Origin of the sequence: Cyanobium sp. BA5m-21, from assembly GCF_024346235.1 — a bacterium.
GTDB classification, from domain to species: domain Bacteria; phylum Cyanobacteriota; class Cyanobacteriia; order PCC-6307; family Cyanobiaceae; genus Cyanobium_A; species Cyanobium_A usitatum.
The window spans coordinates 41,913-65,036 of sequence record NZ_JAGQCO010000007.1; the positions used below are offsets into that span (position 1 = coordinate 41,913).

Here is a 23,124-nt window from a genome sequence, read left to right on the forward strand (position 1 = left end):
GCTCGCGAAGGTTCCGATGCTAGGCATTGGGACGGGCGTGACCTAAGTTGGGCGGCGCCCATTCCCCCAGCCCGACCGTGCCCACCATCCGTTTTGAACAGGAAGGCCAGACGGTCGGTTGCATCGAAGGTGCCAACCTCCGCAAGGCAGCCCTGGATGCGGGCATCAACCCTTACAAAGGGCTCAACAACGTCAACAACTGCGGTGGCATAGGCCAGTGCGGCACCTGCGTTATGGAGGTGATCGAGGGCATGCAAAACCTTTCCCCCCGCAGCGATGTCGAGGAGGTTTACCTCTCTGATCGCCCAGCCAATTTCCGCCTCAGCTGCCGCACCAGCGTCAACGGCGACGTCACCGTGCGCACCAAACCGACCAACGCCGTTGGCCAGGGTTCAAATAGCCTGGTGGGCGCCCTCAAGTCCCTAATCGGCATCAAATAAGCGGCCGGTACCCCAATCCGTAGCTCCGGATGAAGCTTTATAGCTATCCACGCTGCAGTACCTGCCGCAAGGCAATCGCCTGGCTGACAGCCCGTCACCTAGTTGCCGAAACGCTGGACATCACCGAGCAGCCGCCCAGCATCGCCGAACTTGAGCAGGCCTTTGCCCAGCTTGGCAGGCAGCGCCTGTTCAATACCAGCGGGCAAAGCTATCGGGCCTTGGGAGCCGCCGCGGTGCAGGCCATGGACGATCAGGCCGCTCTAGCAGCGCTGGCCGCGGACGGCAAATTGATCAAGCGGCCTTTTCTGGTCGCAAACGACGGACGCATCCTCACCGGCTTCAAGGAGCCGGAGTGGCTGGATCTTCTGGGCTAGCGGGGCCAGGGGCGGTCATCAACTGGTCGAGCTCCTGGATCAGGGCTTCGATTCCGGCCCTGTTGATCTGGCTGAGATAGGTGCCCTTGGCACCGTCTATCAAGGTGCACAGCAGCTCCTGGGAGCGCTCCAGGGCCGAGCCGCTCTCGAGTGCCGCGGCCAGCTCCTCCCAGAACCTGTCGATGAACCGCTGCAGCAAATCGAGCTGAACGTCATCGCGGCGGGAAAGCTGGTTGCCAGTGCTGCGGGAAAGCTCAAGGAGGCTGTCGACCATGCCGCTAGCTAGTTGGCGACTGATGCCGGTCTCGACCTGGAGCAGCGGTTGCAACTGGCGTAGCGGTGCTGGCACCACGGTGCGCTCGAGGCTCTGACGCAGGCTGTATCCCAGCAAACCCTGCAGCTCCGGCGCAAGCTTCGGTGCCACCCGGCTCAGCAGCAGCGGCGCCCAGATCCTCACCAGCTCCACCAGCGCCCGCTCGTCGCTGCTGCTGGCCACGCTCTGATGGCTGCGCAGGGCTCGCAACCGCTGGGGCCAGCGCCGAGAACGAATCAAACCCTGGGTACCATCGAGGATCTGCAGCGACAGCACTTCAAACAGCTCCACCGCCAGTAGCGCCACCACCCCCCGGCTCACCACGGCCCGCAGCGGCTCAAAATTGACCAAGCCGGAGGTCTGCAGGCGCTCAAGCACCGGTACCAGCCGCAGCCAGCGCCAGAAGGGCAGCAGCAGGGGCAGGTCGCTCCAACGGCGCAACAGGGCATCACCCCAGCTGAGGCCCGGTAGCCGGCGCCGCAGCCGGATCAGCCGCAACAAGATGTCTAAAACAAAGACGCTCTGAAACAGCAGCAGGTCGATGCGCCAGAAGTGGTCTGTGGGTCGGCCGTTTTCATCGATCGATCGCCAGTAGTTGGTGGCCACCAGCGGCAGCACCTGGTCGTTCCAGAAGCGCCGCTCCTGGCTCCAGCCGCTGGTCCGTATCCGCTCTGGATTCAGCAACAGGCTGGAGGCCTGTCGAGCGGAATCCCGGTCTGCCCGCTGCCGCAAGCGATTTTTGATTTTCTCCAGGGTTCCCGAGGCCTCAGAAGCGAGAAATGGATTGCTATCGATCAGCTGGGCCGTGAGTTGGGCTTGACGGTTCAGCAGGAACACCTGGCGTGGCTGCGGTGCCTGGCCGGCCGGCAGGGTCAGCAGGGCCGCATCGAGTTGGCGAAATTGCTCCAGGTAGGCCTGGGTCTCCCGGTGGGGCTCAATGCCCTTGATCGGATCCACCAGGGGGGTGACATCCGGGATCACGGTGAGGGGCACCACTAGGGGCACCGAGGGGATCGGGTAGAGGTTGCGCTGCAGCCAGAAGGTGCGCAGCGGCACGTAGGTGATGTCGAACGCCACCCACAGCAGGTTGACGCTGGCCCACACCGCCACAAAGCGGTCCCAACCCAGCATCCAGCGGCCTACAGGCTCAGCCGATGCCGACTTGGTGCGATCTTGCCAGCGAGGGGACGCCATGGTCTTTGGCGGGGTGGTTGTTGTGCCTAATCTGCCCTGTCTGGTTCGGTGAACCTGAACAAAGGAGATCTGCTGTCTTGAGCCCTTCCAACAGTCCAGAGAGTGGTCAGGTTGTCAATGAGGAGGGCGGCAGTCCCAGCCCCTCCCTGATCCAGCCCGAACAGGCACCCCAAGAGAGCCCCTGGGCCTTCTGGCGCAGCGTCCTGATCACCTTGGCTGTGGCTCTAGGTATTCGCCAGTTTCTGGTGGAAGCCCGCTACATCCCCTCGGGTTCGATGCTGCCAGGGCTGCAGCTTCAGGACCGCCTACTTGTGGAAAAGCTGAGCTATCGCCAGCGCTCGCCGCGGCGCGGTGAGATTGTCGTATTCCATTCGCCCCACCGCTTTGACCCGGTGCTGGCAGCTGGATCAAGCTCCAATCCCCTGCGTTGCCTGCTGGTGAATCTGCCGCTCCTGGGCAGCCTGCCCGGGGTTGCCAACCCTGCCTGCGACGCCTACATCAAGAGAGTTGTAGCCCTTCCCGGTGAGAGGGTTGTGGTGGATCCAAGGGGACACGTATTCATCGATGGCCAGCGGCTGGCCGAGCCCTACGTTCAAGGCGATTGCCCCGTAGATAGCCAGGGCATGGGTCCATGCCGAACCTTGAATGCCGTCGTTCCAGCTGGCCACGTGCTCACCCTGGGCGACAATCGGGCCAATAGCTGGGATGGCCGCTTCTGGCCTGGGGGAGCGTTCCTGCCCGAAAGCGAAATCATCGGTCGGGCCTTCTGGCGCTTTTACCCCTTCAACCAAACCGGTGCCCTTGGAGTCACAAGCTCCAGTGATCTGCCGGCTGCAGGCCAGTAGCCCGCACAGCTCCGCATACCGACTGGCCCAAGCGAGGCTGGTTGGCTGCCATCGACAAGGATTCACCCCGCTCCCAGCTCCAGGGGTGCTGGGGGTCAAACAGCAGCCAGCGGCGAGTTCCCTGGCTTAATTGCTCGGGGGGCAGTCCCAGCAACTCGGAGCCTCCCCAGCTCAGGGCCTGCCAGAGCAGCTCCACGCTCCAGCCGCGGCCCTCCACCAGCTCTTGCCACAAGAGCGGCAACACAAGCCCATGGCGGGCGCCATGGCCGGCCACTCCGGCCCGCCGTTGATCCAGGGGGAGCAGCTGCTCTTCCGCATCAAGCGGCAGATGGTGCACGGCCACGGCGGTAAGCAGTCGCTGCTCTAGGCCAGCGAGCAAGCCCAGGCGATCAGCGGGAGTTCCCAAACTGGGCCGCAGCCGCCAGCCCTCCTCGGTGGGGTGGAGATTGCCGCTATCAGCTAGTAGGTGCCACCAGCTGACGCTGGCCAGGGGCCGAGTGGGCGCCTGGGCCAATAGATCCACCCCAGCGGCTGTGGATAGGTTCATCAGCCGCATAGCCACAGGCGAACGAGCCTGAGCAAGGCTGAGCAGGCTCTGCAGCGGCAGGGTTTCGCTGAGCTCCGGATCAAGGGGCCAGCCCGCCCTCAGAGCATCAACCCCCTCGCGCACGAAGCCACTGCAGCTAAGGCCGGCATCACGCGGGGCCACCAGCACGGGCCGGCTGCCCATCTCCCCCAGCAGCAGGCCCCGCTCCAGCAAAGCCAACGGTGGCTGCTGCTCAGCGCAGGCCAAACCAATGGCACCGGCGGCGATTTGATCGGCATGGGGGGCCAGCTCCTGATCGGCACCCTCCAGGCTGAAACTGCCCCAAAGCAGTAATTGCATCGGCTCGGCCCATTCCAAACCAAGCCGCTCCGGTCGATCACGCCAGGGAGTAGCCCAGGGCAGCAGGGCCACGGTGCCGTAGCCGCCAGCAGCAGCGGCGGCCGCCAAGCTGGCCAGATCTTCCGCTCGCCCGCCGCAAGGTTGCTCCAGCACGCTGTGGGGGTCAACCAGCACTGGGGCCAGTAGCCAGGAACGGGCGTCGGTGGGGCTGAGGCCAAGGGCCTGGGCCCGCTGGCTAGCGCCTTCGCCCCAGAGGAGCAGCTCGCCACCGCTATCGATCAGGGCATCTGAGCTAGTGATCGGCTGACCAGGACCGGTGAGTAGCTGAACCTGGTGAAGCCAGAGGGGGAGCGTCAAAACTCAGAGAGCACCGGCGGCGGTGCGATCCAACACGCCTCCAAGATGCGAGGTGAGGTTCATGGCGGCTACCACAGGACGGCCAGCTGGACCCTCGGGGTAATCAATCACCGTGACACCGCCATTGCCCTGCTTGATGGCCCAGATGTCGGCGGGTTGCAGGCCCAGCAGCCCGCACAGGATGGTCTTGTTGACCGCGTCGTGGGCCACCACAAGGGCCGTTTCATCGGTGCGGAGGCTGGCAGCTATGCGAGCCCAGGTCATTAAAGAGCGGTCCCAAACCTCCTGGAGAGTCTCCCCCTCAGGCATCTGAACTGTGTGTGGTGCCCGCTTCCAATCGGCCAGCAGCTCTGGCCAACCTGCGGCGATCTCCTGCTCCAAGCGGCCCTCCCAGAGGCCGTGGCCGATCTCCACCAGGCCAGTGCTGCTGGTGAGGGGCACACCAGGATGGCTAGAGAGGATTGCCTCGGCGGTCTGGCGCGGCCTGGCCATGCAGCTGGTGTAAGCGCGATCGATGCTCACCGGGGCGAGAAAGTTGCCAGCGGCCTCGGCCTGGGAGCGTCCGTTGGCATTGAGGGGAATGTCGATCTGGCCCTGAAAGCGACCCTCTCGGTTCCAGTCGGTTTCGCCGTGACGCACCAACAGCAGTCGGGCGCCTGAAGCTTTAGGGGGCAGGGGCTCACCAAGGTGGGCCACCCCATTGAGCGACTCCACCTGGACGCCGCCCTTGCTGACATTGAGCACAGAGATGGAACAGTTATCGACCCGCAGCCGGCGGAAGCCGCTGAGGGGCAGCTCCAGCAGGGCTAGTAATAGGCAACGCAAGATGGCGTTATGGGCCACCACGAGCACGGTCTGGGGAGGGGCCTGATCGTCAGCTAGCGCGGCGGCATGGCGATCAAACAGCAAATGGCGGAACTGCTGGGCCTGGGCCATCAGCTCCGGCAAAGGCAGGTAAGAGCTGCCATCAGGGCGCTGCAGCTCAAGCAACTCAGGGGCCTGGCGCCATTGTTGCTCCTGCTCGGGGTAGCGCTCCCGCAACTCCTCTCGCAGCAGACCGCTCCAGGGGGCCAGATCAATTTCCAGCAGCCCTTCCGCCTGTTCGGCAACCAGGTCCTGGCCCTGCTCGGCTAGGAGCAGACGGGCGGTTTCAGCGGCCCGCCGCAAAGGGGAGCAGTAGGCAGCGGCGCAGGTCAAATCACGCAGGGCCGCTCCTGTGGCACAGGCCTGGCTTTGGCCAGTTGCCGTCAGGCTCGACAGGTCGTCGCGGCCCTGGATCCGATGCTCCACATTGAAGCTGCTCAGCCCATGGCGCACCAGCACAATCCGAAGGGGCACGGGCTCGTCGCTGCTTAGATCCCATCGTATGGGAGGGGTGCGGTCCAGAATCCCGAAACCGGTGCGCCCTGGAGGGCCTGCGTTTGAACGCCAGTCCCCCCCCGCAACCCCGCCAGAACGCTGGATGGACCACTGGACTTGCCCTGCTGAGCCTGGTGCTCAGTGGCCTGCTTTGGATCACTGGCCTGGTGGACAGCCTGCAACGCCCATCTGTGGGCAATTCCCTGGAGCTGCGCCAACTGGAGCTGACCGCCCTGGCAGCACCAGCACTGCCGGCTGGCCTGCGCCAAGCCCTCACCGGCGCCAACCCCCTCGAGGCCCTGCGCCTTGATCTGCAGAAACAGTTGGATGGCAATCCCGTGCCGCCAGCACCGCAGCAAGAGCTGCAACTAGCCCTACTGGAGCTTCAGGCCGGCCAGGGAAGTGCGGCACGCCAGCGGTTGCAAGAGCTAAACCAGCAGGTGCCACCTGAGCAGCGCCTGCTGCTCAAGGCCTTGGTCGAACCAGCATCCAGAGCCGCCAGCCGCGACCCAGAGCAAGCGGTACAGGACCAACTACTTAAGGGCTGGGGCCTGTCTCCCCTAAGCAGCCAACTGGTGTGCCAAGCCCTAAGCGATCCCCAAGTTGCTTGTGGAGATCGCGCCGCCCAGCAGGTAGCAGTGCTGCGCCTCCTCGGAACCGCCGTGGTGCCGGTGCTGCTGCTGCTGCTGGGCTCAGCCCTGCTGCTGCGCGAGCTGTGGCTGCGCTGGCGCGGCAAGGCAGCCCCGCCCGCCCCCCTGGTAGGGCCACCCCTCACCCTGGCGGAGGTGACCCTGCTGATCGCTGGCGGGTTCGTGGTGCTGGGCGAGCTGGTGATGCCCCTTGTGCTGGCGCCGCTGCTGCAGGGGCTGCTCAAACCGTTGTCCAGCCAGCCGGCACTGCAACAGGGATTGCTGGTGTTGGGTCTCTATAGCGGCCTGATGGCAGCGCCACTTGTTTTGTTGTGGAGCCAGCTGCGACCCCATGGACCCGGGCCCCAGGGGGGCTGGTTGCAGTGGCACTGGCGGCCGCTGGCCAGTGCGCTTAGCCGAGCTTTGCTGCAGGTGTTGCTGGTGTTGCCGCTGGTAGCCCTGGTGGGATGGCTGCTGGAGCGTTTGGTAGGCGATCCCGGTGGCAGCAATCCCCTGCTTGAGCTCGTGCTCAACAGCGCCAATCCCCTTGCCCTGCTTTGTTTCGCCATCACTGCCCTGGTGCTGGCACCCCTATTTGAAGAAACCCTTTTCCGGGGGGTGCTGCTGCCTGTGCTGGCCCAGCGCTGGGGGGGGCCTGTTGCAGTGGTGGTGAGCGCCCTGCTTTTCGGTATCGCCCACCTCAGCCTGGGAGAACTGCCACCTTTGTTCGTGTTGGGGCTAGGGCTGGGCTGGCTCCGGCTGCAGAGCGGACGGCTCGGGCCCAGTGTGCTTATGCACAGCCTCTGGAATGGCCTCACCTTTGCCAATTTGTTGTTACTTGCTGGCTAAGCGTCTGCCAGCTATTGCTGCCTGGCGCCAAGAATGGTTCAATCGCGCAGTGCATTGCCCTTTCCCTTGGTTGCCTCCCTTTCGCCCCGGCAGGCTCCAGAGAGCAGCGTGACTGCAGGGGCTAAATCAAGTCGCAAGCTGCAGCAACGCACGCTCAAGCTGATCCAGGGTTCTCTCTCAGCCCGCAAACTTGAACGCCGGGCACCTTGGATATCCAACCTGCACCGGGCTACCGATGGCACCCTGGCTGGTCTGGGAATCTGCATGCTTGCCCTCAGTGCCCTAACCCTGCACTGGCAAAACCAATGGGGTGTGAGCTACCAGCAGATGGAGTCGTCCCAAGTGCTGGAGCACAAGCTGCAGGAATCAGCCGCCCTGCTGGAGCAGCACCACCTCGGTGCCGTGAAGCGTCCCGGCTGGCTGGTACCCACCAGCAGCGAAAAACTCATTTACCTGCCGGCTCCGAGCGTGGCCTCAGGTGCATCTGGCTTGCCACTGCTGAGCAGCCTGCCCCTGCGCCAGATCCGGACGGGCTATTGATGGCAATAATTCAATGAACAGCAGCCGTCAGCGTGGTCCGGTTCGGGCTCCTCGCAGCTCCCAGCAACGGGTGGTAGCCATCCAACCAGTGCCCGCTGGACGCCTGCTCGCTGTTTACGGCTTGCTGTGTGCCGGCTTAGTTGGCCTGGCGGGTCGGCTGGCCTGGCTCCAGGTGGTGGATGCCACCAACCTGCAGACCCGGGCCCATGCCATCCAGACCCAAACCACCAAGCCCATCGGCAAGCGACGCACGATCGTCGATCGCAATGGGCGTCTAGTGGCTCTCGATGAGCAGCGCTTCACCCTCTGGGCCCATCCCCGTTATTTCAACTTCCCAGGCGACGACCCCCAGAAGATCCGCACGGCAGATGAGGTGGCCGGCAAGCTGGCTGCCGTTCTCGCCCAGCCCAAGCCAGCACTACTGCAAACCATGGCCGGCCGGCCTAGCGGCGTGAAGCTGCGCACCGACCTCGACCCCGAAACTGCAGAACGGGTAAGGCAACTGGGCATTAGTGGTCTCGATCTGGAGGCCTATCCACACCGCATCTATCCCCAGGGCTCCCTCTTCGCCAACGTGGTGGGCTTTCTCAACCTGGAACGCGTTCCCCAGGCTGGCCTGGAGCAAAGCCGCGACAGTGATCTCAAGCGCCAGGAGACTGCCCTGCAGATGCGCCGCGGCGCTGATGGCACCCCCTTACCAGCGGGCCTAACGGCCGGCTCCCTCTACGGCGACGACCTGCGCCTACAGCTAACCCTTGACGCCCGTTTGCAACAGGTAGCCCTTCAGGCCCTGGCAAAGCAGGTGAAGAAATGGAATGCCAAGCGCGGAGCGGCATTGGTAATGGATGTGCGCAATGGCGAAATGCTGGCGCTGGCTTCCACACCCACTTACGACCCCAATAAGTTCTGGGCTTTCAATCCAGGGCTGTTCCGCGAATGGTCTGTGCAAGACCTCTATGAACCGGGCTCCACCTTCAAGCCGATCAACCTGGCGGTGGCCTTGCAGGAAAAAGCCATTGAGGCAAATGGCCGCGTTGCCGACACCGGCCAACTCAGCATCGGCGGCTGGCCAATCTTCAACCACGACAAACGGGCTAACGGCTTAATCGATTTCCCTACCGTTTTGCAGGTGTCGAGCAACGTAGGCATGGTGAAGGCCATGGCCCAGGTGAAGCGCGATCGCTTCTGGCATTGGCTGCGCACTATGGGGATTGACGAAACCCCCGATACCGACCTGCCTGGGGCGGTGGCCGGCGAGCTTAAGACGCGCAAGGAGTTCACCGGCCATGCGATCGAACCTGCTGTTGCCGCCTTTGGCCAGGGGTTTTCCCTCACCCCGCTGAAGTTGCTGCAACTGCACGCCATGCTTGCCAACGGCGGCCGTCTGGTGAGTCCGCACATCACCCGCGGACTGCGCTCCGGTGATGCCCTAGCCAGCGCACCCGGAGGCAGTGGTCTCCAGTTGCTTGATCCAGGCGTCACCCGCACGGTGATGGCCTGGATGGAATCGGTGGTGGACAACAGCAGCGGCCTGGGTATGAAGATTCCCGGTTACCGCATCGGCGGCAAGACCGGCACCGCCCAGAAGGCTGAACGTGGCGTCTACATCCCAGGGGCCCTGATCACCAGCTTTGTGGGCCATCTGCCCATCGACGATCCCCGCTATGTGGTGCTGGTGGTGGTGGATGAGCCCAAGGGAGGCAATACCTTCGGTTCCACAGTGGCTGCGCCAGTAGCTCGCCAGATCATCGATGCCCTGCTGGTGCTGGAGCGGATCCCCCCTTCCCACCCAAAGGAGCTGCAGAAAGCAGTCGCTAAGCCCCGCGCCTGAGCGCCTGTGGCCGTTCCCTGAAGGAAGGGCATCGCCGCTGGGATAACCCGAAAACACTGGCTAGCGTGATTGCACACCGGGTCGATGCCCCGCCATCAGCCCCCCTCTTCCAGCCAATGGCCAACCTGCTCGATCAACTCGCCGCCATGACCGTGGTGGTGGCCGACACCGGTGACATCGACGCGATCAAGCAGTTCACGCCCCGCGACGCGACCACCAACCCCTCGCTGATCCTGGCGGCAGCCCAGATCCCCACCTACCAGAATCTGATCGATCTCTCCTTGCAGGAGTCGCGCCAGGTGATGGGTGCCGATGCCGGCTCCGATGCGGTGGTTCGCGAAGCCCTCGATGAAATTTGCATCACCTTCGGCAAGGAGATCCTCAAGATCGTGCCGGGGCGTGTTTCCACTGAAGTTGACGCCCGCCTCAGTTTCGACACCGAGGCAACGATCACCAAGGCCCGCAAACTCATAGGCCTTTACAACCAAGCCGGCATCAGCAACGACCGCGTACTTATCAAGGTGGCCTCCACCTGGGAAGGTATCTGCGCAGCTGAACAACTGGAACGGGAAGGTATCCACTGCAACCTCACACTCCTCTTCGGGTTTGCCCAGGCCGTCGCCTGCGCGGAGGCCGGCGTCACCCTGATCTCTCCATTCGTGGGGAGGATCCTCGATTGGTACAAAAAGAGCAGCGGCCGTGACGGCTATCCAGGTCCAGAAGATCCCGGTGTGATCTCCGTAACCCAAATCTTCAACTACTTCAAGACCTACGACTACAAAACGGAGGTGATGGGGGCCAGCTTCCGCAACATTGAAGAGATCATTGAACTGGCCGGTTGCGACCTTCTGACGATTTCGCCGGCGCTGCTTGATCAGCTGCGCCACACCGATGGCGAGCTAGAGCGCAAGCTCAACTCCTTCGACCCCGGCCCCACCGACGCTCAGATCCACCTCGACGAAGATAGTTTCCGTCAGATGCTGGCCGCCGATCCAATGGCCACCGAGAAACTCGATGAGGGCATCCGTGGTTTCTGCAAGGCCATCGAAACCCTCGAGGCCCAGCTAGCCCACCGCCTTGCCGAACTGGAAGGCGCTGCTGCCCTTGTGGGGACCGGCTTGACCCAGGCTTAACCGAGGCAGGCCACACTGGCCATTAAGTACAGAATATTGGCCTAGTGAACGCCCTCGACACCATGCGCGCCTTGGCCAGCAACGGTGAGGTTGTCAAGCTTGAGCCCGGAGAGCTGATTTTTAGCTCTGGAGATGCCGGCGACTGCATGTTTGGCCTACTTGAAGGATCGGTCCAGCTCAGCTGGAACGGCGACCAAGGCCACGAACAGATCAACGCCGGCGATGTATTCGGGGCAGGCGCACTGGTGACGAGTGATCACCGCCGCTATGGCAATGCCAAGGCCCTAACCGACTGCAAGGTGCTGGTGATGAACCGGGAAAAGTTTTTGTTTGCCGTGCAGGAATCGCCGATGTTTGCGATTGAGCTGCTGGGATCAATCGACCAGCGGCTGCGCCAACTCAAGGACTGCACCAAGATCTGAGCCGACCTTCAATTGCGCTGAAACAGCAGTCGCCGGATCACACGCTGGGCGATATCGCCATATCCCATCTCGCCGGAAAGGATCTGGGCGATCCGCTGGGGAGCCGTAGGCCGCTTTATGCCGAGTTGATAGCCAACCCGCGGCACCCGGTAGAACACCTGGGCGATGCGCTTGCCCCAGGCCATCGAGGCGCCCCACCCAGCCCGCATGCGATTGGTGTAGCCCACCAGGGCCTGACTATCACCGGCTAGCCAGGGAATCAGAGCTTCGGCGGCCCGGCAGCCGCTGATCAGGGCAGGCCGTAGCCCCTCGGCCAGGAAGGGGTCGCAGAGGGAGGCGGCATCGCCCACCACCACCAAACCGGCATTGGCACCCTGGCCATGCAAGGGGTGGTGGCCATCCCAGATGCGTAGTCGGCCAGGCTGGCGAACGCCTGCATGCGGCGGCAGGCCGAGGCTGGGCAGCAGCTGGCTGAGCACCGCCTCGGCATTAGCGGGGTCTCGGCCAATGAAGGTGCCCACGCCAATGCTGTAGCCACCCTTGCGGGGGAAGGTCCAGCAAAAACCGTGGCGCACCAGGCCAAATTCAAAGCGGGCGGTGCTCGGGTCTCTCACCTCGCAATCCACCTCCACCGACACTGTTTCGGCGTAGCGTGGCTGGCTTGGACCAAGGCCATGGCGAGCCGCCAACAGGGAGCCTGAACCATCGGCGATGACCACGGCCCGGGCCTTTAGCTGCAGCGCTTTCCCCTCCTGCCCGCGGGCCTGAAGCTGCCAGCAATCGCCTGCCCGCTGCAGGTTTTCCACCGCTACCCCAGTTAGGAAAGTAGCTCCAGCGGTCTGGGCCTGCTCCACCAAATAAGCATCGAGCACGGAGCGGCGCACGATCCAGAAGGGCGAATCACCGGGCAGGACCGCCGTAACCGGGTCGCCCAGGCACCAGGTGAAGCGCACCTGGTCAATCACCGAATCAACGGCAGGGCTGAGATCGAAGGGAAATAGCCCCTGCATCGAGGCCGCCATGCCACCGCCGCAGGGCTTGGATCGGGGGAAGCTGGCTCGCTCTAGCAGCAGCACCTCTAAACCGCCAGCGGCTAGGTGGAAGGCAGCAGCAGCTCCAGCCGCACCAGCGCCGACCACCGCCACATCAGCCACGCCAGCCGGCGAGCTGGTCACACCTTGAGGATGTCAGCTTCCTTAGTAACCAGAAGCTTCTCAAGCTCAGCGATGAATTTATCGGTGAGCTTCTGCACCTTCTCCTGTTCGTCGCGGCTCTGATCTTCGGAGAGATCGCCGTCTTTTTCCTGCTTCTTTACCCTGTCGATGGCGTCACGGCGCACGTTGCGCAGGGCAACCTTGCCCTCCTCGGCGTATTTGGCAGCCAGCTTGCAGAAATCCTTACGGCGCTCTTCAGTGAGGGGTGGGATGTTGATCCTGATCACCTTGCCGTCGTTGTTGCAGGTGAGACCCAGTTCACTCATGGAGATGGCCTTTTCGATCAGGCCCATCGAACCGCCATCAAAGGGCTGGATCTGAATCGTCTGGGAATCGGGGGTGGAGATGGTGGCGAGGGATTTCAGCGGCGTTTCAGCGCCGTAATACTCCACGGAAATCTTGTCGAGCAGGGAGGGGTTGGCTCGACCGGTACGGATGGTGTTGAAGGTGCGTTGGGTCGATTCCAACGACTTGCGCATGCTGGCTTCCAAATCCATGGCTGGCGTCAGGGGTGAATACGGGTACCAATCGGGTCTCCGGCCACGGCTCGGCCGATGTTGCCGGGGCCGAACAGGTCAAACACCACGATTGGGATGGAGTTGTCCTTGCAGAGGGCAATGGCTGTGCCGTCCATCACCTCCAGCTCGGAGCTGAGCACCTCCAGGAAGGAGAGACTCTCGAAGCGCACCGCATCGGCGTGCTTATTGGGGTCTTTGTTGTAGACCCCATCCACTTTGGTGGCCTTGAACACCACATCGGCGCCGATTTCAGCAGCCCGTAGGGCGGCGGTGGTGTCGGTGGTGAAAAAGGGATTGCCGGTGCCAGCAGCGAAGATCACCACCCGGCCCTTTTCCATGTGGCGGATCGCCTTACGGCGGATGTAGGGCTCGGCCACCTCCTGCATCGAGATGGCGCTCTGCACCCGGGTTGGCACACCGGCCCGCTCCAGGCCGTCCTGAAGGGTGATGGCATTCATCACCGTGGCCAGCATGCCGACGTAGTCCGCGGTGGCCCGATCCATGCCAGCGGCCGATCCCTTCAGGCCGCGGAAGATGTTGCCCCCGCCCACCACGATCGCCAACTGGGTGCCACCGGCAACGCAGGCAGCCACATCGGAAGCAATCGACTGCACGATCTCAGGATCGATGCCATAGCCCTGCTCACCCATCAGCGCTTCGCCGCTGAGCTTGAGGAGAACGCGCTTGAAGCCCATTGATACCCCTGATCTGCCGGAGCGTAGCAACGGCCTTGCGAATTAACCTGCCGCCGCGGCCAGGTTCAGAACTCAATTCCCCGTTGAGCCTTGACCCCTTGCTCCCTGAAGGGGTGGCGCACCAGCTTCATTTCGGTTACCAGGTCGGCCCGCTCCAGCAGCTGCGGCGGCGCGCCCCTGCCCGTCAGGGCAACGTGAGTGAGCTCTGGCCGCAGGTCCAGTCCGGCAAGCACCTGTTCAATCCCCAGGTAACCCAGCTTGAGGGCGACGTTTACCTCGTCGAGCACCACCAGCTTGCGACTGGCATCCGCGAGGTAGACCAACGACTGCTCCCAGGCTTGCTGCACCAGCTGCCGATCACGATCCCGGTCTTGGGTTTCCCAGGTGAAGCCTTCGCCCAGGGCGTGCCAGTGCAGTGCCTCCCCAAACAGCTCCAGGGCTTTTGCCTCCCCGGGCTGCCAGCCCCCTTTGATGAACTGCACCACCGCCACTTGGTCGCCATGACCCAGGGTGCGCAGCGCCAGGCCAAGGGCCGCCGTGGTTTTGCCCTTGCCATCGCCGGTGAACACCAGCACCAGGCCCTTTTCCAAGTTGCGCTCACCAACCCGTTGTTGCTGCACCTCCTTGCGACGGGCCATGCGGCGGCGATAGCCGTCCTGATCTGCTTCTGGCGCCAGATCACCGCCGGGACCCAGCTCCGCCGCTGCCGCATCAAGGCTTGAGGCTTGGTCGCTGGAGTGCTGATTCATGGGGTTAGCAAAGCGGTGACACCACTGTGGCGGTGACGGGCTAAGGCCGCATCCACCGCCTGCTGCTGGTCTCGCCGGGTGATCCAGTGGTGATAGGTGCGGGTATGAATAGCCACCGAGTGGCCCATCATCCGGGCCGCGACCGTGTCCGGCAGGCCGATATGAATGGTTCGCACCGCCCAGGCATGGCGCAGGTCGTAGGGGGTGATCGGCAACTCGTAGCGGCGAAACTGCTCAGCTACCCGGCGGCCCACCTGCTGCAGGGTCGTCTGGCGCAGGTCGGTTGCCACCTCTGGCAGGGGCGGCTGGGAACCCCCCAGCTGCTCCAAGCCGAAATGCTCCACCCAATCGGGCTGGAACGGCCACACCTGATGTTCACCGGTCTTGGAGGTGGGCAGCACCCGAATCACCCGGTCACCACCTGGGGCAAGGGCCGAAAGATCACAGAAGAACACCTCGTGATTGCGCAAGCCGTAGGTGGCCATCAAGCCGTAGGCCAGGCGCCAGGCCGGATTGGGGATCTGCTCGGCCCACAACAAAATCTGAGGATCACCCGGAAGCCGCCGGAACTGGGCCGCATGTAGGCCATAACCAGCAGCCCTCTCACTCCAGTTATCGGGCAGGTCGAGCTCAAAGTGGCGAGCCAGGGCGGCCAGGGCGGTGCCGCACTGCTGGCGGCTGCGACTGCTGGCGGCGTAGCTCTCTAGCGCCATTTCGAGTAGGGGCAGACCCAAGGGCAGGTCGCGCTCGGCCGCAACGGCCGCCAGGCGCCTCAGGTAGGGCAGGTAGGCGCTGCTCCAGGTGGTGCGACAACCGGCAGGGTTGCGGCGGCGGCGGGGATCGGCAAAAAATGCTGCCTCAAAAGCTGCCAACCCCAGCAAATCGTCCGCGGCGGGCTGAGTAGCTGCCGGCAACCATGAAGTTGAGGGTGAAGGTGAAGGTGGCTGAGCTTGTTGAACCCCCCAGGCACTCCATGCGAAGCGCCCTTGCTGCAGCTGACGCAACACCTCTTTAAGCCGCTCCCTAGCCAGCTCAAGACCAGCAGTATCGGCAGGCAGCCCGAGGCTGATGCGCTGCACAGGGTGGCGGCCCGAGCCCCGGCGACAGGGAAGGGGTCCGCGCAGCCCCAACCTTTGGCCGCGCAGCTCTATGCGCAAGGAGACTCCCGCTTGGGCTAGGGCTTGGTTTGCCTGGGCGAGACCGATCTGCAAGTTGGCCAAGGCTTCAGTGGAGACTGCTGAGCTGGCATCTGCCCTAGCCAGATCCACCTCCACCGCTGCTTTTGCCATGGGCCCAGCACAGAGGCTGACGTTGCAGCACACAACTTGACGTTATCGATCCTGCGCCTTGGTCGCTAGGGGAGGAGCGGCAGCGTTACGCTCTGATCCTCTGAGCCGCGTGGAACGAGAGCATGGCCAAAGTTGGCGTGCTGCTGCTGAACCTCGGTGGACCCGAGCGTATCCAGGACGTTGGCCCGTTTCTTTACAACCTGTTTTCCGATCCGGAAATCATTCGGTTGCCCAATCCAGCCCTACAAAAACCGTTGGCCTGGTTGATTAGTACCCTGCGGGCTGGTAAGTCCCAGGAGGCGTACCGCTCCATCGGTGGTGGTTCGCCGCTGCGGCGTATCACCGAGCAACAGGCCCGCGAACTGCAGAGCGAACTGCGCACTCGCGGCATCGAAGCCACCAGCTATGTGGCGATGCGCTACTGGCATCCCTTCACCGAGTCGGCTGTGGCCGACATCAAGGCCGACGGGGTTGAGGAGGTGGTGGTGCTGCCCCTCTATCCCCACTTTTCGATCAGCACCAGCGGTTCGAGTTTCCGCGAGCTGCAACGGTTGCGCCAGGCCGACAGTGGCTTTTCCCTGCTGCCGATCCGCTGCATTCGCAGCTACTACGACGACCCCGGCTACGTGGGTGCCATGGCTGGCTTGGTTGCCCGCGAAATCCAGGCTTGCCCCGAGCCCTCAAAAGCCCATGTGTTTTTTAGTGCCCATGGGGTGCCTAAGAGCTATGTGGAGGAGGCGGGCGACCCCTACCAAAAAGAGATCGAAGCCTGCGCCCAGCTGATCATGGAGCGACTTGATAGTGATCTGGGCTTCGCCAATCCCTTCACGCTCGCCTACCAGAGCCGGGTAGGTCCGGTGGAGTGGCTTAGGCCTTACACAGATGATGCCCTGCAGGATCTCGGCGCCGCTGGCATCAAAGATTTGGTGGTTGTGCCGATCAGTTTCGTCAGCGAGCACATTGAAACCCTCGAGGAGATCGATATCGAATACCGGGAGATAGCTACCGAGGCAGGCATCATCAATTTCCGGCGTGTGCCAGCCCTAGACACCACCCCGGCCTTCATCAACGGCTTGGCCGATCTGGTGCAGCAGGCCATGGCTGGGCCCGAGGTGAACCTCGACCAAGCCGCCGAATTGCCCAGCAAGGTGAAGCTCTACCCCCAGGACAAATGGGCCTGGGGTTGGAACAACAGCTCTGAAGTTTGGAATGGGCGCTTGGCGATGGTGGGATTTTCCGCTTTCCTGCTGGAGCTACTCAGTGGAAAGGGACCCCTGCATGTGCTGGGCCTGCTCTGAGCGCCCTCTAATGCAGAGCCGTCTAATGCAGGCCGGACTTACCGCGGCGGCGGTCTTGTTCAGCGGCAGCGCCTGCCTGCTGCTGTCCAGCTCTGCGGGGCTGGCCCAGAGTCGCTGGCAGATGGGAGTTTTCCCCGTCACCAGCTTCCTGGCTTACACCAGCCATTTCGGTACCCGCACCGGCCCCTGGGGTCGGGTAGAGCCCCATTACGGCCTTGATATCGCGGCGCCCATGGGATCGCCGATCCGCAACTGGTGGGCTGGCTCAGTGCAGGACGTGATCAACGACGGAGGCTGCGGCTTGGGGCTGGTGATTCGTTCGGGCGATTACGAGCACATCTACTGCCATTTGTCCGGCCGGGTTTCTGGCGGCACCTACAGCAGTGGTCAGGTGCTGCTGCGCCAGGGCCAGGGCGTACGCACGGGGCAACTAATCGGCCATGTGGGCATGAGCGGCCGCACTACTGGTCCACACCTGCATTGGGGCATGCGCCATGGCGGCCGCTGGCTAGACCCAGCCCAGATCCTGCGAGCTATGGCAGCCGGCAGGCGCCAGCAACCGGGGCGGGCAACGGCCCCGAAAGCGCCGCCGGCAACTAAGGTTGCCGTAATCCGTTAACCGCCAAGTTGATTGGCCTTCAGCAGCCGTGACGCTGACGCCCCTCGCCTCTGCGGCCCAGTCCGCTACCGCCACAACCAGTGGTGATGACACTGCTTCTGAAGCTTTTGCTCCTCAGCGAGTAAACGGCGGCTATGCCCTTATGGACGCCCTGCATCGCCATGGGGTGCGCCACATCTTTGGCTATCCCGGCGGCGCGATCCTGCCCATCTATGACGAACTGCACAAGGCAGAGTCCCGTGGCTGGTTGAAGCACATCCTGGTGCGCCATGAGCAGGGCGGCACCCATGCGGCCGATGCCTACGCGCGAGCCACCGGCGAAGTTGGCGTCTGCTTTGGAACTTCGGGGCCTGGCGCCACCAACCTGGTCACCGGCATCGCCACCGCCCAGATGGACTCGGTGCCGATGGTGGTGATCACCGGGCAGGTGCCGCGGGCCTCGATTGGCACCGACGCCTTCCAGGAAACCGACATCTTCGGCATAACCCTGCCGATCGTGAAGCACTCCTGGGTGGTGCGCGATCCCCGCGATATCGGCAGGATCGTGGCTGAAGCCTTTTTGATTGCAGCCAGTGGCAGGCCCGGCCCTGTGCTGATTGACGTGCCCAAGGACGTCGGTCTGGAGGAATTTGACTACACGCCGGTGGCTCCGGGCTCGGCGATCCCAGCTGGATTCAAGTTGCCACCCAGCCCCGACCCCGAGGCCGTTGCCGCGGCTCTGGCCTTGATCCGCCAAGCCCGTCGCCCCCTGCTCTACGTCGGTGGCGGAGCCATCAGCAGCGGGGCCCATGGCGCCGTGAAACAGCTGGCCGAACGCTTCCGCCTGCCTGTCACCACCACCTTGATGGGTAAGGGAGCCTTCGATGAGAAGCACCCTCAATCTGTGGGCATGCTCGGCATGCACGGCACCGCCTATGCCAATTTCGCAGTCACAGAGTGCGATCTGCTGATTGCCACCGGTGCCCGTTTCGATGACCGGGTCACAGGCCGGCTGGATGGCTTTGCGCCCCGGGCCCAGGTGATCCACATCGATATCGACGCGGCTGAGATGGGCAAAACTCGCCTACCCGATGTGGCCTTGGTGGCCGATGTCCAGGCCGCGCTAGCAGCCCTTCTGGCTGCCTCAGCCCAGGACAGCTCGGAGGGCCGCACCGAGGCCTGGTTGCAGCGCATCGACAGCTGGAAGCAGAACTATCCCCTGGTGGTGCCCGATCCGGAGGGAGACATCGCCCCCCAGGAAGTGATTGTCGCCCTGAGGGAGCTGGCACCGGATGCCTTCTACACCACAGATGTGGGCCAACACCAAATGTGGGCAGCCCAATTTCTACACAATGGCCCCCGGCGCTGGATCAGCTCGGCGGGCCTTGGCACGATGGGTTTCGGCATGCCCGCAGCCATGGGCGTGCAGACCGCCTTCCCCGATGAGCAGGTGATCTGTGTTGCCGGCGACGCCAGCATCCTGATGAACATTCAGGAACTGGGCACTCTCAGCCAATACAACCTGCCGGTGAAGGTGGTGGTAATTAACAACGGCTGGCAGGGCATGGTGCGCCAGTGGCAGGAGAGCTTCTACGGAGAGCGCTATTCGGCCTCGGAAATGACCAATGGCATGCCGAATTTCGCAGCTCTAGCGGAATCCTTCGGCGTTCGGGGCGTGCGCATCGATGAACGGGCCAACCTGCGCCAGCAACTGCAGGAGGCCCTTGACCATCCCGGTCCTGCCTTCATCGATGTCAAGGTGCGCCGCAACGAGAACTGCTATCCGATGGTTCCCCCCGGCGCCAGCAACGCCCAGATGGTGGGGCTGCCATCCCATCCGGAGCTTGCTATCGACACGAGCCGCCATTGCCACTCCTGCGGTAGCACCACCGAAAGTGCCCACCTGTTCTGCCCCAGCTGCGGCGCCAAGCTTTGAGATGGCTCGCCGCATTGCTGGCGCTTTTACTGGTGTGGCCTGGAGCCGCCTTGGCGGCAGAGGTGCTGCAGGTGCGGGGGGCAACCCTGCTGCAGCTAGGCGACCAAAACCGTAGCTACACGGTGCAGCTGGCCTGTGTGGAGGTGCCTGAAGCTCAGCAGGCTGAGGCAGTGGCCTGGCTTCGCCAAGCCGTTCCTCGCCACACCCGCGTCAATTTGCGGCCGATGGGCCAAAACCAGGGTGTCCTGTTGGCAAGGGTTCAGCCGCTTGCTCCCGTGCGTGGCAGCACAAACCAAGCAGCAGATCTGGGCAACGGATTAATCGCAGCTGGTCTGGCCCAAGCCGACTCGCTCGCCAGCGCCGACTGTGCCAACGTCGCAGCCTGAATGAGGCCACTTATCTGCCCATGAGTCTGAATCGCACCGCCAAGGGCATCGTGCTGGTGCCCTCCCTGCTGCTGGGGGGAGCCTTCCTGGCGGCGGGGGTATGGAGTGAGGGCCCCGCGGCGAGTAATAAAACCTTGGCCCTTAGCTTGGGCGGATTGCTGATGGCGGCTGGGCTACTCGCCCAACTCCTACCGGAGAGCAAGCCAGAGTCTTCCGACTCCGACTGATCTCCAGTCAAAGGGCAAGCTCTTTACTTCTTGGGCTGGGCTTTGGAGGCCTGGGCTGTGTACTGGGCGATCACTTCGTCCACAAATTTTTTGTCGTCGGCGGTGATCTTGGCGTAACAGCCCTGCTTAACCCGTCCCACAATCTGCACAATGCTGCCGTTGACAATCTGGGCGGCTTCAAGCTTGCCGCTGCCAGCTATCTGACCGCCATGGGCAGCGGTCACCACGTAGGTGATCGCCTTGGCATTGGAGATAACGGCGTTTTGCACGGCCAATTTCTGCTCTACCGCCAGCTCACAGACGTTGACGGCGGCGGCGAGAGCCAGATCGTTCATGGTCTCCAGGCTGACTGGCTTGGCCGCAGCGGCGGCGGCCCCAGGCGACTGGGCGAAGACAGGAGCTCCCAGCAGAGTGGTGGTACTTAGGGCGGAAGCAGCGATCCAGGCGAGGGAAAAGCGAGACACAGAAACTTGCGAGCAACGAAAAAGCTTCACCCCACTGTGCCACCTATTTCGAACCAGCGGCAGGGGGTGTGGGGCCTGCATCGCTGGCTTCCAGTTAAGACAACGCCCCAAGAAGGCGCCAGATTCATGGTGGCTGCCAACTTACCCATGCCAACTACCCGTGCCAACTGCCGCGAACTGCTCGTCGTGCCGTTCGCGGCAGTTGGCATCGGGGCGATCGCCGAGGTGGGCGGCAAAAACGCCTCCCTAGGCGAAATGATCCGCGAGCTCGCGGGCCAGGGTGTGCGGGTGCCTGGAGGCTTCGCCACCACAGCCGCCGCCTACAGCCACCTTCTGCGCAGCAACGACCTAAGAACTCCACTGCAGGATCTACTCCAAAACCTGGATGCTGATGATCTCGGTGCCCTGCAGGCCGCCGGCAAAGCCGCCCGGAACCTGCTGCTGAACACCACCTTGCCCGCCGACCTCAGCGAAGCGATCCTGGCCGCCTATCGAGAGCTGGCAACACTAGATGGCGTTTTGCCAGCGGTAGCAGTGCGCTCGAGCGCCACAGCCGAAGACCTGCCCGATGCCAGCTTTGCTGGCCAGCAGGAGACCTTCCTCAATATTCAGGGCGAAGCTGCCCTGCTGCAGGCCTGCCGGCGTTGCTACGCGTCGCTGTTCACCGACCGGGCCATCTCCTACCGCCAGCTCAATGGTTTTGATCACCTCGAGGTCGCCCTTTCGATCGGTGTGCAGCGCATGGTGCGCTCCGATCTGGCCTGCGCCGGGGTGATGTTCAGCATCGACACCGAGACAGGCTTCCGCGACGCGGTGCTGCTCACCGCCGCCTACGGCCTCGGTGAAAACGTTGTGCAGGGCGCCGTTAACCCCGATGAGGTGCTGATTTTTAAGCCAACGCTTGAGCAGGGCTTTGCGCCGATCCTCAGTAAGCGACTGGGCAGCAAGGCGATCCGGATGGTGTATGGGGAAGCGGGGATAACCGTGACAAACGAGCCCGTGCCGGAAGCCGAGTGCAACCGCTTCGCCCTCAGCGATGACGAGTGCCTCACCCTGGCCCGCTGGGCCTGCCAAATCGAGCGTCACTACAGCGCTAAGCGTGGCGCTCCCACGCCGATGGACATCGAGTGGGCAAAAGATGGCCTCACAGGCGAGCTGTTCATCCTCCAAGCCCGTCCGGAAACCGTGCAGTCGCGGCAGCAGCAGGCGGTGCTGCGCAGCTGGCACCTGGAGCCCCATCAGGCGCAAACCCTGGTGAGCGGCCGCGCCATCGGCGCCTCGGTGAGCAGCGGCGTAGCCCGGGTGATTAAGGATCCCGGCGAAATCAGCCGTTTTGAGGCTGGCGACCTACTGATCACCGAACGCACCGACCCCGACTGGGAACCAATCCTCAAACGAGCCAGCGGCGTGGTGACCGACCAGGGCGGCCGCACCTGCCATGCGGCGATCATTGCCCGCGAGATGGGCATTACGGCCATCGTCGGCACCGGCGATGGCACCCAGCGCATCCATGACGGCGACGCCATCACGATCAGCTGCTGCGAAGGCGATGTCGGCCGGGTGTACCGGGGCAACCTGCCGTTCAGCGTCACGGAGCAGGCCATTGGCGATCTGCCCGTCACCCGCACCCAGATCTTGATAAGTGTGGGCAATCCGGAGGAGGCCTTCAACCTTGCGGCCATTCCCTGCGACGGGGTGGGCCTGGCCAGGCTGGAGTTCATCATCGCCAATCACATCAAGGTGCACCCGTTGGCCCTGCTCCAGCCTGAGCGGGTTGCTGACGCCGAGCAGCGGCAGCAGATAGCCCGGTTAACGGCCGGCCACACCAGCCCCGCCGAGTACTACGTGGATCTACTGGCCCAGGGCATGGCCCGCATTGCAGCGGCTTTCTATCCCAGGCCGGTGATCCTGCGCTTTTCCGATTTCAAGAGCAATGAATACGCTCGCCTGCTTGGGGGAGCTGCGTTTGAACCCAACGAGGAGAACCCGATGCTCGGCTGGCGGGGCGCCTCCCGCTATTACGCCCCCGCCTTCCGCGCTGCTTTTGCCCTCGAATGCCAGGCCCTTAAACGGGTGCGCGATGCCATGGGACTCACCAATGTGATCCCGATGGTGCCTTTCTGCCGCACCCCCGAGGAGGGGGATCGGGTGTTGGCCGAAATGGCCCGCTCCGGCCTGGTGCGGGGTGAAAACGGGCTTGAGGTGTATGTGATGTGCGAGCTACCAAGCAACGTGATCGCGGCAGAGGCGTTTGCCGAGCGCTTCGATGGCTTCTCGATCGGCTCCAACGACCTCACCCAGCTCACCCTGGGGCTGGATCGCGATTCAGCCTTGGTGGCTGAGTTGTTTGACGAGCGCCATCCGGCCGTGAAGGCCATGATTCGCCTGGCAATCCAAAGCGCCAAACGCTGCGGCCGCAAGATCGGCATCTGCGGCCAAGCCCCCAGCGACTACCCCGATTTCGCTCGCTTCCTGGTGGAGGAGGGCATTGATTCGATCAGCCTCAACCCCGACGCCGTGATCGCCACCCGCCTGGAGGTGGCCAGGATCGAGGCCAGCTTGGCCTGAGCCGCCAACC

The 23,124-nt window shown here is 63.4% G+C and carries 22 protein-coding genes and 1 pseudogene; 14 read left to right on the forward strand and 9 right to left on the reverse strand.

The genetic code is table 11. From position 1 onward, the window contains the following. The first annotated feature begins 77 nt into the window (after positions 1–77). Both KBY72_RS03665 and KBY72_RS03670 read left to right on the forward strand, forming a co-directional pair. Positions 78–440, forward strand: coding sequence for a 2Fe-2S iron-sulfur cluster-binding protein (locus KBY72_RS03665; protein WP_106502554.1), 363 nt, complete (start codon positions 78–80; stop codon positions 438–440). 29 nt (positions 441–469) lie between these two features. Beyond that, on the forward strand, positions 470–814 hold the full coding sequence (locus KBY72_RS03670) for a Spx/MgsR family RNA polymerase-binding regulatory protein (RefSeq protein WP_254941160.1): 345 nt from the start codon (positions 470–472) through the stop codon (positions 812–814). On the opposite strand, the gene KBY72_RS03675 is transcribed toward KBY72_RS03670, so the two are convergent. Beyond that, on the reverse strand, positions 780–2,321 hold the full coding sequence (locus tag KBY72_RS03675) for a hypothetical protein (protein ID WP_254993096.1): 1,542 nt from the start codon (positions 2,319–2,321) through the stop codon (positions 780–782). The two genes, KBY72_RS03670 and KBY72_RS03675, sit on opposite strands and share 35 nt — an antisense overlap. A gap of 77 nt (positions 2,322–2,398) precedes the next feature. On the opposite strand from KBY72_RS03675, the gene lepB reads away from it, so the two are divergent. Further along, on the forward strand, positions 2,399–3,166 hold the full coding sequence (gene lepB, locus KBY72_RS03680; RefSeq protein WP_396123055.1) for a signal peptidase I: 768 nt from the start codon (positions 2,399–2,401) through the stop codon (positions 3,164–3,166). On the opposite strand, the gene KBY72_RS03685 is transcribed toward lepB, so the two are convergent. Both KBY72_RS03685 and KBY72_RS03690 read right to left on the reverse strand, forming a co-directional pair. Then, positions 3,129–4,409 carry a dihydroorotase gene (locus tag KBY72_RS03685; protein WP_254993097.1) on the reverse strand — a complete coding sequence of 427 codons (1,281 nt, stop codon included), beginning with the start codon at positions 4,407–4,409 and terminating at the stop codon, positions 3,129–3,131. The two genes, lepB and KBY72_RS03685, sit on opposite strands and share 38 nt — an antisense overlap. 3 nt (positions 4,410–4,412) lie before the next feature. Next, positions 4,413–5,747 (reverse strand): histidine phosphatase family protein, encoded by a 1,335-nt coding sequence (locus tag KBY72_RS03690; RefSeq protein WP_254960941.1) that lies wholly within the window; start codon positions 5,745–5,747, stop codon positions 4,413–4,415. Between the two features lie 83 nt (positions 5,748–5,830). Here KBY72_RS03690 and KBY72_RS03695 point away from each other — a divergent pair, with 83 nt between their 5' ends. From KBY72_RS03695 to KBY72_RS03715, 5 genes and pseudogenes are all read left to right on the forward strand, one after another. Next, positions 5,831–7,246, forward strand: a complete 1,416-nt coding sequence (locus KBY72_RS03695; RefSeq protein ID WP_254960942.1) for a CPBP family intramembrane glutamic endopeptidase — start codon at positions 5,831–5,833, stop codon at positions 7,244–7,246. 66 nt (positions 7,247–7,312) lie between these two features. Next, complete coding sequence (locus KBY72_RS03700; protein ID WP_254960943.1) at positions 7,313–7,786, forward strand: hypothetical protein; 474 nt, start codon at positions 7,313–7,315, stop codon at positions 7,784–7,786. 13 nt (positions 7,787–7,799) lie between these two features. Beyond that, entirely contained in the window at positions 7,800–9,617 is a 1,818-nt protein-coding gene (locus KBY72_RS03705) for a peptidoglycan D,D-transpeptidase FtsI family protein (protein WP_254960944.1), read from the forward strand. Between the two features lie 116 nt (positions 9,618–9,733). Beyond that, positions 9,734–10,720 (forward strand): annotated as a pseudogene (locus KBY72_RS03710) (transaldolase); the annotation flags it as partial. A gap of 74 nt (positions 10,721–10,794) precedes the next feature. After that, complete coding sequence (locus KBY72_RS03715; RefSeq protein ID WP_254960945.1) at positions 10,795–11,172, forward strand: Crp/Fnr family transcriptional regulator; 378 nt, start codon at positions 10,795–10,797, stop codon at positions 11,170–11,172. An 8-nt stretch (positions 11,173–11,180) separates the two neighbouring features. Here KBY72_RS03715 and KBY72_RS03720 read toward each other — a convergent pair whose 3' ends face one another. The 5 genes from KBY72_RS03720 to KBY72_RS03740 form a co-directional block, all read right to left on the reverse strand. Continuing rightward, positions 11,181–12,347, reverse strand: coding sequence for an NAD(P)/FAD-dependent oxidoreductase (locus tag KBY72_RS03720; protein ID WP_254960946.1), 1,167 nt, complete (start codon positions 12,345–12,347; stop codon positions 11,181–11,183). Then, complete coding sequence (gene frr / locus KBY72_RS03725; RefSeq protein WP_254960947.1) at positions 12,344–12,883, reverse strand: ribosome recycling factor; 540 nt, start codon at positions 12,881–12,883, stop codon at positions 12,344–12,346. The genes KBY72_RS03720 and frr overlap by 4 nt, the downstream gene beginning before the upstream one ends. Positions 12,884–12,891: 8 nt before the next feature. Further along, positions 12,892–13,599: a UMP kinase gene (pyrH, locus tag KBY72_RS03730; protein WP_106502448.1), complete on the reverse strand. Its 708-nt coding sequence runs from the start codon at positions 13,597–13,599 to the stop codon at positions 12,892–12,894. A 65-nt stretch (positions 13,600–13,664) separates the two neighbouring features. Next, entirely contained in the window at positions 13,665–14,348 is a 684-nt protein-coding gene (gene cobO, locus KBY72_RS03735; RefSeq protein WP_254941151.1) for a cob(I)yrinic acid a,c-diamide adenosyltransferase, read from the reverse strand. Beyond that, positions 14,345–15,637 carry a site-specific integrase gene (locus KBY72_RS03740; protein ID WP_254960948.1) on the reverse strand — a complete coding sequence of 431 codons (1,293 nt, stop codon included), beginning with the start codon at positions 15,635–15,637 and terminating at the stop codon, positions 14,345–14,347. Before KBY72_RS03740 ends, cobO begins: the two co-directional genes overlap by 4 nt. Before the next feature lie 122 nt (positions 15,638–15,759). Here KBY72_RS03740 and hemH point away from each other — a divergent pair, with 122 nt between their 5' ends. The 5 genes from hemH (at position 15,760) to KBY72_RS03765 (ending at position 20,082) form a co-directional block, all read left to right on the forward strand. Then, positions 15,760–16,935, forward strand: a complete 1,176-nt coding sequence (hemH, locus tag KBY72_RS03745) for a ferrochelatase (RefSeq protein ID WP_254930964.1) — start codon at positions 15,760–15,762, stop codon at positions 16,933–16,935. A 10-nt stretch (positions 16,936–16,945) separates the two neighbouring features. Then, complete coding sequence (locus KBY72_RS03750; RefSeq protein ID WP_254930965.1) at positions 16,946–17,554, forward strand: M23 family metallopeptidase; 609 nt, start codon at positions 16,946–16,948, stop codon at positions 17,552–17,554. A 142-nt stretch (positions 17,555–17,696) separates the two neighbouring features. Next, the gene (gene ilvB / locus KBY72_RS03755; RefSeq protein ID WP_396121829.1) at positions 17,697–19,469 is read left to right on the forward strand and encodes a biosynthetic-type acetolactate synthase large subunit; all 1,773 of its coding nucleotides are present in this window, start codon (positions 17,697–17,699) and stop codon (positions 19,467–19,469) included. Positions 19,470–19,501: 32 nt separating this feature from the next. Continuing rightward, positions 19,502–19,855 (forward strand): hypothetical protein, encoded by a 354-nt coding sequence (locus tag KBY72_RS03760; RefSeq protein WP_254993098.1) that lies wholly within the window; start codon positions 19,502–19,504, stop codon positions 19,853–19,855. Between the two features lie 20 nt (positions 19,856–19,875). Continuing rightward, positions 19,876–20,082, forward strand: a complete 207-nt coding sequence (locus KBY72_RS03765; protein ID WP_254930967.1) for a GIVxVP protein — start codon at positions 19,876–19,878, stop codon at positions 20,080–20,082. 23 nt (positions 20,083–20,105) lie between these two features. On the opposite strand, the gene KBY72_RS03770 is transcribed toward KBY72_RS03765, so the two are convergent. Continuing rightward, positions 20,106–20,546: a hypothetical protein gene (locus KBY72_RS03770; protein ID WP_254930968.1), complete on the reverse strand. Its 441-nt coding sequence runs from the start codon at positions 20,544–20,546 to the stop codon at positions 20,106–20,108. A gap of 147 nt (positions 20,547–20,693) precedes the next feature. On the opposite strand from KBY72_RS03770, the gene ppsA reads away from it, so the two are divergent. Next, positions 20,694–23,114, forward strand: a complete 2,421-nt coding sequence (gene ppsA / locus KBY72_RS03775; RefSeq protein ID WP_254960952.1) for a phosphoenolpyruvate synthase — start codon at positions 20,694–20,696, stop codon at positions 23,112–23,114. The last annotated feature ends 10 nt before the right edge of the window (positions 23,115–23,124 follow it).